7 protein-coding genes are annotated in these 12694 nt (G+C 68.2%); 4 read left to right on the top strand and 3 right to left on the bottom strand.

The window, feature by feature from the left end; all coding sequences use genetic code 11:
- Nucleotides 1–22 precede the first annotated feature (22 nt).
- The 3 genes from L1787_RS18645 to L1787_RS18635 form a co-directional block, all read right to left on the bottom strand.
- The gene (locus L1787_RS18645; protein WP_235710618.1) at nucleotides 23–1411 is read right to left on the bottom strand and encodes an aminotransferase class I/II-fold pyridoxal phosphate-dependent enzyme; all 1389 of its coding nucleotides are present in this window, start codon (nucleotides 1409–1411) and stop codon (nucleotides 23–25) included.
- Nucleotides 1408–8754: a type I polyketide synthase gene (locus L1787_RS18640; RefSeq protein ID WP_235710617.1), complete on the bottom strand. Its 7347-nt coding sequence runs from the start codon at nucleotides 8752–8754 to the stop codon at nucleotides 1408–1410. The genes L1787_RS18645 and L1787_RS18640 overlap by 4 nt, the downstream gene beginning before the upstream one ends.
- A gap of 162 nt (nucleotides 8755–8916) precedes the next feature.
- Entirely contained in the window at nucleotides 8917–9858 is a 942-nt protein-coding gene (locus L1787_RS18635; protein WP_235710616.1) for a PfkB family carbohydrate kinase, read from the bottom strand.
- Nucleotides 9859–9922: 64 nt separating this feature from the next.
- Here L1787_RS18635 and L1787_RS18630 point away from each other — a divergent pair, with 64 nt between their 5' ends.
- From L1787_RS18630 to paaB, 4 genes are all read left to right on the top strand, one after another.
- Nucleotides 9923–10834, top strand: coding sequence for a PaaX family transcriptional regulator (locus tag L1787_RS18630; protein ID WP_369415114.1), 912 nt, complete (start codon nucleotides 9923–9925; stop codon nucleotides 10832–10834).
- Nucleotides 10835–10900: 66 nt separating this feature from the next.
- A complete protein-coding gene (paaA, locus tag L1787_RS18625) occupies nucleotides 10901–11890 on the top strand; it encodes a 1,2-phenylacetyl-CoA epoxidase subunit PaaA (protein WP_235710614.1) in 990 nt (329 codons plus the stop codon).
- 2 nt (nucleotides 11891–11892) lie between these two features.
- On the top strand, nucleotides 11893–12351 hold the full coding sequence (locus L1787_RS18620) for an ester cyclase (protein WP_235710613.1): 459 nt from the start codon (nucleotides 11893–11895) through the stop codon (nucleotides 12349–12351).
- A gap of 57 nt (nucleotides 12352–12408) precedes the next feature.
- A complete protein-coding gene (paaB, locus tag L1787_RS18615; RefSeq protein ID WP_235710612.1) occupies nucleotides 12409–12693 on the top strand; it encodes a 1,2-phenylacetyl-CoA epoxidase subunit PaaB in 285 nt (94 codons plus the stop codon).
- Nucleotide 12694 lies beyond the last annotated feature (1 nt).

Here is a 12694-nt window from a genome sequence, read left to right as displayed (position 1 = left end):
GGCGGGCCGCCGGGGCCCGCGCTCAGCGGCCGAGGCTGTCGGCGAGCTGCTTGAGCCCTGCCCCGTCGCTCAACGTCTTGTCGAGGCATTCGGCGGTGATGGCGACCGCCTGGTCGATGTCCTCGTTGGAATGCGTCGAGTTGATGAAGAAGCGCAGCCGGGCCGCCTTCTCGGGAACTGCGGGGTAGATGATCGGCTGAACGTTCACCCCGCGCTCGGCGAGACGGTGGGAGACGACCGCCGCGAGGATGCTGTCGCCGATGATGATCGGGGTCACCGCGAGGCCTTCGCTGGTCCCGGTGTCGAGCCCGGCGGCCTTCGCGGCGGCGAGGAAGCGCTGACCGTTCTCGGTGAGGCGCGTCACCCGCTCCGGTTCCGCTTCCAGGATCCGCAGCGCCTCGAGGGCGGCGGCCGCGGTCGCAGGCGGCATGCCGACGGAGAAGACGAAACCGGGCGCCGTCGCCTTCAGATATTCGACGAGCGCCGCCGAGCCCGCGATGAAGCCGCCGCACGAGCACAGCGTCTTCGACAGCGTGCCCATCCAGATCTCGACCGCGTTCGGGTCGACACCATCGCGCTCGGCAAGGCCGCGGCCGGTCTGGCCGAGAACGCCCAGCGCATGCGCCTCATCGACGAGCAGCCATGCATCGTGCCGATTTTTGAGGCGGACGAGGCGGCCGAGCGGCGGCGCGTCGCCGTCCATCGAATAGAGCCCCTCGACCGCGATCAGAACGCGGTTGAAGCTGTGCCGGTTGGCGGTGAGCAGCTCTTCGAGATGGTCGAGATCGTTGTGGCGGAAGGTGAGGCGCGTCGCGCCCGCGAGCCGCACGCCCTCGACGATCGAATTGTGAATGAACGCGTCGGTGAGGACGAGATCCTTGGGGCCGAGAAGCTGGCCGATCGTCGTCACGTTCGTCGCATGGCCGGAGACCATCGCGACGGCATCCTCGACGCCGAGAAACTGCGCGATCTCCTGCTCGAGCTCCCGGTGGAACGGGCGCTCGCCGGAGACGACGCGGCTCGCCGAGACGGAGGTGCCGAACGTCTCCATCGCCTTCATCGCAGCGGAAACGACGCGCGGATCGCCATTGAGACCGCAATAGTCGTAGGAGGAGAAGTTGATCATCTCCCGGCCGGCGATGACCGTATGGGCGGCGGCGCGGGTCTCGTGCGGGCGGAAGAACGGGTTCTCGATCTTGAGAAGGTCCGCCGCCACGCGCTGAATTTTCAGCTCACGCACCTCGTCGAGGGTGCCGAAATCGAACGCCGTCGAATGGGTCCGCCGCTCGGCCTCGTGCGGCACGATCCGGTCGAAGCGACGTTCGAGGCCGGCTTTGCGCGATGCCCGCGCGGCCGCGAGGAGCTGATCCTTCGCGACGTCCTTGAGGGCACCGAAACCACGCTTCTTCATATAATCGTCCTCATGCCCGCGGTCTTTTCGCGGACGGCGGATTCGAGTTCGCCGAGCTCGTTGACGTCGGGCCCATCCGAGCCGAGATGGCGAGAAATGAGCGCCTCGGCCGCCTCGTCGGGCTGGACCTCGTCGGCGCCGCCACGACCGCGTTGCACGACCTTGCGGGCAAGGTCGCTGAGCGTCGCGCCGGCGGCGAGCGACATGAGGGGAATGTCGATCCCGAGCCGTTGTTCCGCCGCCATGCGCAGCTCGACACCCATCAGCGAATCCATGCCGAGCGCGGTCAGCGGCTTGTGCACGTCGACCTCGGAGGCGGGAAGCTTCAGGATGCGCGAGATTTCGCCGGCGAGGAGCTTGGTGACTTCCGTCATCGCTTCCGCGTCGGTGAGCCCCTTGAGGCGCTTGGCGAGGTCGATCGACCCTGCATCGTCGGCATTGTCGCCGAGATCGTCGGCGAGGTCCTCGAAGGTCGGCGTGGCGGCGAGGATGAGATCCTTGCGCGCGGCCATCCAGTCGACCTTGCCGACCATCCGCATCGCCGGGCCGGAGGTCATCGCCCCGGTCTCGATGAGGCGCTTCAGCTTGGCGAGCGCCTCGGCGGCGGTCACCGCGTGGCGGCCGAGCTTGCGCTGCAGGAGCTCGTTGGTCTGCATGTCGCGCGCGAGGACGCCGCGGTCGGCGATCGCGCCCCAGGCGACGGCGAGGGCGGGCTTGCCCTCGGCGCGGCGGCGGCGGGCGATCGCCTCGAGGAAGGCGTTCGCGGCGACATAGTTCGCCTGGCCCGGATTGCCGAGCTGAACCGTGATCGAGGAGTAGACCACGAAGAGGTCGAGCGGAATGTCCGCGGTCGCCGCTTCGAGGGCGATGACGCCGGCGATCTTCGGATCGAGCACGGTCTTGTAGCGGCCGGCATCGAGCGAGGTGATGAGCGCGTCGTCGAGCACCATAGCCATGTGGAAGACGCCGCCGAGCGGACGCTTGCCGTTGATCTCACCGACGAGGGCGGACACCGCCGCCTTGTCGGTGACGTCGAGCGCCGCGACGTCGATCTCGACGCCCGCCTTGCGATGCGCCTCGATCGATTCGGCGATCGCCTCGTCCTTCACGCCGGAACGGCTCGCGAGGACCAGATGGCGCGCGCCTTCCCCGATCAGCCACTCGGCCGTCGCGAAGGCGAAGCCGGACGTGCCGCCAACCAGGAGATAGGCCTTGTCGGGGTCGATCGCGGCGACCGGCTCCTCGGCGGTGTCGGGGATCGGCTCGGGCGCCGTCACCACGATCTTACCGATATGCCCGGCATGCTGCATCAGACGGAAGGCGTCGCGGATGCCTTCGGGCGCGAAGCGGCGATACGGCAGCGGCGTCAGATCGCCGGTCTCGAAGAGGCCGATGATCTCCGTCAGCAGCCGCTTGGCGAGCTTCGCGCGGTGCTTCATGAGCTGGTCCGCGTCGATGCCGAAATAACTGAGATTCTGGCGGAAGGGACGCAGGCCGAGTTTCGTGTCGGCGTAGAAGTCGCGCTTGCCGAGCTCCAGGAAGCGGCCGAACGGCTTCAGGGTCGCGATCGAACGCTCCATCGCCTCGCCCGCGAGCGAGTTGAGGACGACGTCGACCCCCTCCCCGCCGGTCGCCTTCAGGGCCTCGTCGGCGAAGGTGAGCGAGCGGGAATCGAAGACCTCGTCGGCGCCGAGCTGTTCGAGGAGTGCCCGCTTCTCGGTCGTCCCCGCGGTCGCGAAGACGCGCGCGCCACGCCATTTGGCGATCTGGAGCGCGGCAAGACCGACACCGCCCGCGCCGCCATGGATGAGGACGGTTTCGCCCTCTTCGACCCCGCCGAGCGAGACCAGCGCATAATAGGCGGTGAGGAAGGCGACGGGGATCGTCGCCGCCGACGGGGCGTCGAGGAGGGCCGGCCGCTTGGCGACGGCCTCGGAGCGCACGGTGACGTGGGAGGCGAAACAGGCCGGGGCGAACGCGATGACCGGATCGCCGACCACGAGATCGGTGACACCCTCGCCGACCGCTTCGATGACGCCGGAGCACTCCATGCCGAGCGTCGGGCCGGCAAAGCCGTCCTGCAGCGCCTCGTGCGGCAGCAGGCCGAGGGTCCACATCACGTCGCGGAAGTTGAGGCCGGTCGCCTCGACGCGCATCCGCACCTCGCCGGGCTGCAGCGCGGGATTGGCGCGGCTTTGCCATTCGAGATGGTCGATCGAGCCGCGGCGCGGAATGGCGAGCACCGTCGCATCGCCCGAGTGCGACTCGGCCGGGATCGCCGGGACATAGCGCATCGCGGCGCGATGATCGCTAGACAGGACGATCTCCCGCTCGGCGTTCGGCTCCGCGAGCTCGGCGAAGACGCGCACCGCCGCCTCGCTGGCGTCGAAGCTGTCGGCGACGTCGACGAGGCGCATGTCGAGATGCGGGAACTCGTTGAGCGCGACGCGGCAGAAGGCCGAAAGGGCCGCCGCCGTCGGCCGGATCTCGTTCGCGCCCTCGACCTGCGCACCGAAGGTGACGATCGTCACCGACCGCGTCTCTTCGCCGAGCGCGGCGAGGAAGGTGCCGAGCGCGGCGAGATGGTCGGCGATCTTGGCCGGATCGTGCTCGTCGATCGCGAGCAGGATCGGGCCATCACCGACGACGGTCAGCTCGTGAACGTCGGGCCGCTCGGTCTGCATGGCACTGAGCGCGACGCACATCTTGCGCGCCGCGTCGCCCACCGCGTGAAGGTGCGGGAGCTGGAAGGTCGCTTCGCTGGGCTCGCCGGCCATCCGGCGGGCGGTCACGATGAGCGCGTCCGTGTCCGCCGCGGCGAGCGCGCCGATCTCGTTCGCCTCGAAGCCGGCCTCTGCGAGCACCGTCGGCCATTCGTCAGAGCCGATGAGACGCCCGACCGGGCTCTCCGCGTCGGACGATCCGGCCCACCAATCGCCCTGAAGGCCGCCGACAGCGTCCGCGAATAGCGACGGCGCAAAGGCGCCGGCGATCAACGCGCCGCCGGGCTTCGTCAGTGAGGCGAGCGCCTTGAGGTCGTGCGCGCCGAGGGTCGGCGGCAAGACGATCGCATCGAACGGATGGCCCGTGTCGCCGAGATCGGCGAACGGCGTCACTTCGACGCCGACGGTCTTCTCCCAGAGAAGCCGGGCGCGTTCGAGCACCACCTCGTCGCGGTCGCTGATCACGATGCGGGTGAGCGCGGGATCGACGAGTTCGGAGAGCTTGCGCAGGAACGAGATGTTGCCGGCGCCGAGGACGCAAAGGCGCACCGGCGAGCCACCATCCGCATCGAGCGTCGCGCGCGCGGTCTCGACGAGCGCGGCGAAGATCGGCGCGGCGAACGGCCCGTCATTGACGAGTTGCTGCATCAGCGCGTCGGCGAGCGGGCGCTCGAATGCGGGCAGTCCGTCGTGGAAGGCGGTGGAGAGCCAGCCGGGCAGCGCCGACAGGAACGCCGCCTCGGCGAGGCGCTCCGGGTGCTCTGCGATGAGGAGCGACACGACGTCCGAGATTTCGATCTCGTCGCCATGGACGGTCCAACCCTCCTCGGATTCGCTCGCATTGCCCGAGGCTTCGAGCGCCATCAGGAAGCGCGCGACGAGGGGGAGCGCGTTCGCGGCAACGGTCCCGCTGGCGGCGAGATCGGAGAGGCGGGCGGGCTCGCCGAGGAGCGGCCGCAGCGCTTCGGCGGCGGCGGCCTGGACGCCGGCCTCGATGAGAAGCGCCGTCTCGGACGGCTCGACACCGCCGTCGGCGACGAGATCCTTCGGCAGACGCGCCTCGACCGTCGCCGGCTCGTTGGCGCGGGTGATGCGCTTCAGGAGCGGCGCGGCGATGATCGTCTCCGCGCCCGCATTGCGACCGAGCGGAACGGCCTGGAAGCGCACCGCGCTCGCCGTCGCGACCATGTCGCCCTGCGCGTCGCGCATGACGAAATCGGCCTCGACGATGCCGTCGGTCGGCATGCGCACCGTGATATCCGCCTCGACCGGCGCGCGGGCGCCTTCGGCGAGCACGATGCGCCCGAGGCGAATCGGAAGGACCGCCATGTCGGACCCGATCATCCGCCCCGCGAGGAAGGCGAAAAGGGCGTGGAAGGTCGAGTCGAACAGCGTCGGGTCGAGCGCGAAGTCATAGCGCGCCGTCGCCGGATCGGCCGCGGCGAGGCGGACATGCGCCCGCTCCTCGTCGATCAGCGTGACGAGATTGGCACGGCGGAAGACCGGGCCGTAGGGCAGACCGAACGCCGTCGTCATCTCGTAGAGACGCGCGGCGGGGACGGTCGTCGCACCTTCGGGCCGCACGAACGGCTCGGGATTTTCGGGCGCGGCCGGCGCGCGGCCGACGGTCGCCTTCACGTGCGGCGTCCAGCCATCCTCCGACAGACGCGGACGGCTCTCGATCATGTAGGTGTTCGGCGACACTTCGCGGGTGCGCACCTCACGCTCGGTCTCATTGTCGAGGACGAGAGGGGCGAAAATGTCGAGATCGCGCACTTCGACCGGGTGGCCGGGCGACACGATCCGTCCGACGGCGAGCAGCATTTCCGAGAAGCCGGCCGCCGGGAACACCACCGCCGCCTCGACCTTGTGGTCGGCGAGGAAGGGCAGCCGCTTGTGGTCGATCGAAATGCGCCACTCGTGATCGTCGAGGAGATAGCGACGGCCGAGAAGGGGATGCTCGTAGCGCGAATCGAGGCAGACCCGCTCCACCGTCACCTGGGTGCGGAAATCCTCGTGCTGCCAGGGATAGACCGGCAGGAGATCCGGGCCGACGACCTTGGGGCCGAACATCTGGACGTCGTCGACGATCGACCCGTTGGCGAGCGCGCTGCGCACCACGTTGCCGACCGGATCGGTGCTCGTATCGTTCTGGCGGAACGAGCAGAGCGCGATCGCCTTGACGTCCGAGCCGCGCGAGGCGTCGTTGATGTAGGTGAGGAGCACCGGGCGCGGGCCGATCTCCACGAAAAGCCGATGATCGGCCAGAGTGGCGATGATCGCGTCCGCGAAATGCACCGGCTGGCGAACATTCTTCCACCAATATTCGCCGTCGAGCTCGCTGCCGTCGACGAGCGCGCCCGTGACGGTGGAGATCATCGGGATCTCGGCCGTCCGCGGCGTGATCGATTCCAGCGAATGGAGCAGCGGATCGCGGATCGGCTCCACGAGCGCGCAGTGGAACGGATAGTCGAGATCGAGGCGCTTGACCGCCCAGCGCTTCTGCCGCGCGGCTTTCGCGAAATCGGCGAGCGTGTCGGTCGGGCCGGAGATGGTCACCGAACGGCTGGAATTGATCGCGGCGAGCTCGAGGCCCTGATAGGGGGCGATCGCCTCCTGCGCCTCCTTGGCGGGCAGCAGGAGCGCCGCCATGCCGCCGAGATGCCGCGTCACCTCCTGATGGGTGGAGCGGGCGTGAATCACCTTCACCGCATCGGACAGAGAGAGCGCGCCGCAGGCCCAGGCCGCCGCCACCTCGCCGACCGAATGGCCGACGACGAGCGAGGGGGTCAGCCCCTGCCGCGCGAGCGCCTCGGTCATCGCGACCTGGAGGGCGAAAAGGAGCGGCTGCGCGATCTCCGTCCGCTCGATCTCGGTCTCGAGATCCTCGGAGAAGAGCATCGTGACGAGCGACCAGCCGGCGACCGACATGAAGAGCCGGTCGGTGCGGTCGAAGGAAAGGCGGAAATCGGTCTCGTTCTGGTAGGCGGTGCGACCCATGCCGGCCCACTGCGAGCCGTTGCCGGAATAGCAGAAGACCGGCTTCTGCGTGGCGACAGCCGCTTCGCCGATGACGGCGAGCGGGTGCTCTTTGCCGGTCTCGACCGCCTTCAGCGCGGCGCTCATCTCGGCGGCGGGGCCGGCGGCGATGACGGCGCGGTGGGCGAGCCGCTGACGGCGGTGCGCGGCGGCGTTCGCGTAGCGGCCGGCATCGCCCGAAGCGTCCAGCGCGTCGGCGCTGAGGCCGGCGAGCGCCTGGAGCGCCGGTTTCGACGCTGCGCTGATCACGAGCGGCGTGCTGCGGGCGGGCGCAGCCGGCTGCGCGGCGACGGGATCGCCGTCGGCGAGGACGACGTGGGCGTTCGCACCGCCGAAGCCGAAGGAGTTCACGCCGACAAGGCGCAGGCCGTCGCTCTTGCCGAGCGCACGCGATTCGCCCGCGACTTCGAGGTTCAGCTCCTTGAAGCGAATGTCGGGATTCGGCGTGTCGAAGAAGAGGGACGCCGGCAGCGTATCGTTCGCGAGGGCGAGCTGTGACTTCAGAACGCCGACGAGGCCGGAGGCGGGCTCGAGGTGGCCGAAATTGGTCTTCACCGAGCCGATCAGCAGCGGATCGTTGCGGCTGACGCCGAGCACGCGGCCGATCGCTTCCGACTCGATCGGGTCGCCGACGCGGGTTCCCGTGCCGTGCGCCTCGACGAAGGCGAGCGCGTTGGGGTCGATCTCACCCTTTTCGTAGACTTTGCGCAGCAGTGCGGCCTGCGCGTCCATCGAGGGGAGCGAGAGGCCCGTGGTGCGGCCGTCGGCATTGATGCCAGAGCCGACAAAGCGCGCGCGAATCGGATCCTTGTTCTCGCGCGCGACATGCTCGGCGCGCAGCACCATCGCGACCGCACCCTCGGAGCGGACATAGCCGTCCGCGCCGGCGTCAAACGCGCGGCAGCGGCCGTTGGCCGACAGCATCGAGGCACGGGAGAAGCCGATAAAGGGCACCGGATGGAGGAGCATCGACACACCACCGACGATCGCGGTGTCGATCCGGCCGGAGCGGATATCCTCGATCGCCTGATGCAGGGCGATCAGCGAGGAGGAACACGCGGTGTCGACGACGTAGGACGGGCCGCGCAGGTCGAAGATGTAGGACAGGCGATTCGCGATAATGGACAGCGTGTTGCCGGTCATCGACTGGGGCTCGATCGCCGCCGTGTCGATCTGGGCGTGCGTGCCATAGTCGAGCGAGGACGCGCCGACATAGACGCCGACCTCTTCGCCCGCGAGCGAATCGGCCGGGATGCCGGCATTCTCCAGCGCCTCGACAGCGACTTCGAGGAGGATACGCTGTTGCGGATCCATCGCCGTCGCCTCGCGCGGCGAGATGCCGAAATAGAACGTGTCGAACGCGAACGGCCGTTCGAGCTGCCCCGCGGCGAAGGTGACGGCGCGGCCGGGCCGGTTGCGATCAGGGTGGCGGTGCTGCTCGGTCCCGAAGCGCGACTCGTCGAGCTCGGTAATGGTGCAGCGGCCGTTGATCAGAACATCCCAAAAGGCATCGAGACCATGTGCCGACGGGAGACGGCAGGCCGAGCCAACAAGCGCGACCTTCGAGACGGACACGGTCATACACACGATCCTCTAGTCCGACCGACAAGACTTGACGAAGGCTTCATGCGCCCGCGTAGGCGACATGGTGCCGGTCCCCAGCGCTGCCCGGTCAGGGGGAGGCCAGCGCAAGGCCGTAGACGCATATGGGATTGCCTTCTGCGCTGCAAGAACACCTCCAAACTACGCCACCGCACCGTCTGCCGCGATCGCGACGTCATCACCAGTCCAAAGCTCAGCCGCACGGGGCATTACGGCGCCTTTGGATCGACATGTCACCGCCGCGACACTCTGAGCATAGTCGAGAAGCGCTCGAAGCCTATCCTCACCGAGAGAGCGGAGCGCGTCGTAGGACAAAGATCCCCAAGTCTGCAACATCGTAAGTAGACCGCACATGAACGCGTCCCCCGCCCCGACAGCATCGACCATGGCGTCGACCCGGCTCGCGACATGCGCCTCACCCGCGGCCGTGAACGCGCTCGCCCCGTCCTTGCCCGCCGTCAACACGGCAAGACCCGTACCGGATGCGACCAGCGCGCGCATGAAAGCTGTCGGATCCTCTTCGCCGAGAATCTCGAGATCGGCAACGCTCGCTTTGGCAATCCCCGCTTTTTCGGACAGGCGAACCAACCGCGCCTTATACGCCGCGAGGTCGTGGATGGATGGCGGACGGACGTTATAGTCCATCGCGACGAGCGGCGCCTGTCCCGCAAGCGCCTCGATTTCCGTGGCCACCGGCTCGCGTGCGAGCACCGCCGAGCCGATCACGAGGCACGTCGCCTCCGCCGGGATCGCAGGCGGCACCATCTCGTTCATGACGCGGTCCGGGTCGGCAATATTGTAACGCGGCTCGGCGCCCGAAAGGTCGACCACCGCCACCGGAGTCGCCCGATCCGTGCGGCGAATGGCGGTGACGCACACGCCGTCCTTCCGCAAGGCTTGCAAAAAATCGGTGCCGAGACTGTCGTTCGACAATTCCCATAGATAGCCCGCTCGGCCGCCGAGACGCGCTATGCCGAGGGCCACATTATAAAGCGAACCGCCGAGAACCGGGCGATAAAGCGTCTCTCCGCCCACGGTCTCCGGCATCAGGTCCACGAGGGCTTCGCCGCACGTTACGATCACACCACCCTTCTCCGAGTCGTACTGTAACCGATAAGTCTACAGGATCACTCCTGTGGCCACCTTAATGGGGTCCCTTGTCCTCAACGCTCGGATATCACGTTATATTTCAATGCAAGAGGTTCTTACACGATTCGTCGACTCGCTGGACCATTCGCCCGTGCGCACCTGGTCCTTAATTGTCACAATCTATGGGGATTGTGTCATGCCGCGCGGCGGCGAACTCTGGCTCGGGACCTTGACCGACCTGCTCGCCGCGCTCGACGTCGAGCCGGGGTCGACGCGCACCGCGATGAGCCGCCTTGCGCGGGACGGGTTTCTGCGCCGCAAACGTGTCGGGCGGACGAGCCATTATGCCCTGTCCGAGCCGGCGATCGCCGTCTCGCACGAGGCCGAGACCGTGATCTACCGCACGCGCGCGCCCCATGCGGCGCCGGGTTGGGATCTCGTCGTCGCCCTCCCCCCGCACCGGCCGGACCGCAAGGCGCTCATCGAGGCCGGCTATGAAAGCGCTTCGCCGGGCCTCTTCGTCCGCCCACGCCGGACCGACGGCGCCGCGCAACCCGCCAACGCCATCCATCTCCACGCCGCCGGCGACGACGACGCCCTCGCCCGCGCGGTCTATCCGCTCGACGATATCGCGGCGCGCTATCACGCCTTCATCCGGGCGAGCGAAGGCCTTTCGCGGCACGCACACGATGCCGGCCCCCTCGAGGCGCTCGCGATCCGCGTGATGCTCGTCCACGCCTTCCGCCGGATCGCACTGCGCGATCCGCATCTGTCGTCGACCGCCCTTCCCGCCGACTGGCCGGCGGACGAGGCCTACAAGGCCTTCTCGACCCTTTATCTCGTCCTCCGCCCCCTGTCGGAGACCTGGCTCGACGCCAACGGCCAGAATGCGAGCGGCCCCCTCCCCGCCCCCGATATCGCGCACCGCTTCGCCGACACCGGCAATGGGCGCGCGAATGCTGACGTGTGACAGAATTCGGCTTGACGCGACATAATCCGTCACACATCTTGTCGTTGGGGGAAATGGAGGGGAGCGATGTACACGCAGGCGCTGAACAACCTCGACCTCGCGCCGGACGGCACCGATCCGCGTGAGGCCCGCTTCATGGCGCGCATCGACGCCGAAGAGCGCATCGAGCCGAACGACTTCATGCCGGAGGCCTACCGCAAGACGCTGGTGCGCCAGATCGCCCAACACGCCCATTCCGAGATCATCGGCATGTTGCCGGAGGGGAACTGGATCACCCGCGCGCCGACCCTTCGGCGCAAAGCCGCCCTCCTCGCCAAGGTGCAGGACGAAGGCGGCCATGGGCTCTATCTCTATTGCGCGGCCGAAACGCTCGGCAAATCGCGCGAGGCGATGATGGACGAGCTCGTCGACGGCCGGGCGAAATATTCCTCGATCTTCAATTATCCGACGCTCACCTGGGCCGATATCGGCATGATCGGCTGGCTCGTCGACGGGGCGGCGATCATGAACCAGATCCCGCTCTGCCGTTGCTCCTACGGGCCCTATGCGCGGGCGATGATCCGCATCTGCAAGGAAGAGAGCTTCCACCAGCGCCAGGGCTACGAGCAGATCATGACCCTTGCCGCCGGCAGCCCCGAGCAAAAGGCGATGGCGCAGGACGCGCTCGATCGCTGGTGGTGGCCGTCGATCATGATGTTCGGCCCCTCCGACTCCGAATCGGTCCATTCGGAAAAGTCGATGGCCTGGAAGATCAAGCGTTTCACGAACGACGAGCTGCGCCAGAAATTCATCGACGCGACGGTGCCGCAGGCGCACCGGATCGGCCTCACCATCCCCGACCCCGACCTCCGCCTCGACGAGGAGACCGGCCATTGGCAGATCGGGCCGATCGACTGGGAGGAGTTCAAGCGCGTCCTATCCGGCGACGGGCCCTGCAATGCCGATCGGATCGCCGCGCGCAAGGCCGCGCAGGAGAACGGCGCCTGGGTCCGCGAGGCGGCGCTCGCCCACGCCGAAAAGCGCAAGGCGCGCGCCGCCGAGCCGATCGCGGCCTGACCATGGACGGCGTCGGCCGCTCGCCGCGCATCGACGCCCTTCTCGATTTCATCGACCGGGCCTGGTCGAAGGGGGATCCCGGCGCGATCGAGGAGCATATCGCCGAGCGCTATACCATCGCCCACGATCCGGGCGATCCGTGGGAGGGACAGACTTTGACGCGCGAGGGCTTTCGCGACCGCCTCCTCCAATCGCGCGCCACCGCGCCCGACCAGGCCTTCACCGTCGTCGGCGCGATCGAACAGGGGGACGAAGTCGCCGTGTGGTGGACCTGGCGCGGCACCCATCTCGGCGAGCTGCCGGGTCTTCCGGCGACAGGGGCGTCGATCACGATGTCCGGCGCCACGATCTATCGCTTCGACGGGATGCGGATCGCCGGTCATTGGCAGGTCGCCGACCGGCTCAGCGTCTACCGGCAGGTGATGGCCGCGAGCCGGGCGGCCGACGCGTCCTCGCTCTGAGGCGGACGCGCGAACGAACCGGGCGAAACGCCCATGAGGATGTCGGGAGACGAGACTATGTCCGGGCTGACGCCCCTTTGGGAGGTCTTCATCCGCACCCGCAACGGGATGGCGCACCGGCATGTCGGCTCGGTCCATGCCGCCGACGCCGCCCTTGCCCTCCAGGCGGCGCGGGACGTCTACACCCGCCGGGGCGAAGGCCTTTCGATCTGGGTCGTGCCCTCGAACGCAATCACCGCGTCCGATCCGGCCGACAAGGACGAGCTGTTCGAGCCCGCGACCTCCAAGGCCTACCGGCACCCGAGCTTTTACGACATCCCGGACGACATCGAGAATATGTGAG

The sequence above is a fragment of the Acuticoccus kalidii genome, from assembly GCF_021556395.1.
GTDB classification, from domain to species: Bacteria; Pseudomonadota; Alphaproteobacteria; order Rhizobiales; family Amorphaceae; genus Acuticoccus; species Acuticoccus kalidii.
This window is presented reverse-complemented; position numbering and strand designations above follow the sequence as displayed.

Bases quoted from the DNA above. Each gene is read 5' to 3' on its own strand.
- L1787_RS18645 (WP_235710618.1), bottom strand. From the start codon at position 1,411: ATGAAGAAGCGTGGTTTCGGTGCCCTCAAGGACGTCGCGAAGGATCAG.
- L1787_RS18640 (WP_235710617.1), bottom strand. From the start codon at position 8,754: ATGACCGTGTCCGTCTCGAAGGTCGCGCTTGTTGGCTCGGCCTGCCGT.
- L1787_RS18630 (WP_369415114.1), top strand. From the start codon at position 9,923: ATGGGGTCCCTTGTCCTCAACGCTCGGATATCACGTTATATTTCAATG.
- paaA (WP_235710614.1), top strand. From the start codon at position 10,901: ATGTACACGCAGGCGCTGAACAACCTCGACCTCGCGCCGGACGGCACC.
- L1787_RS18620 (WP_235710613.1), top strand. From the start codon at position 11,893: ATGGACGGCGTCGGCCGCTCGCCGCGCATCGACGCCCTTCTCGATTTC.
- paaB (WP_235710612.1), top strand. From the start codon at position 12,409: ATGTCCGGGCTGACGCCCCTTTGGGAGGTCTTCATCCGCACCCGCAAC.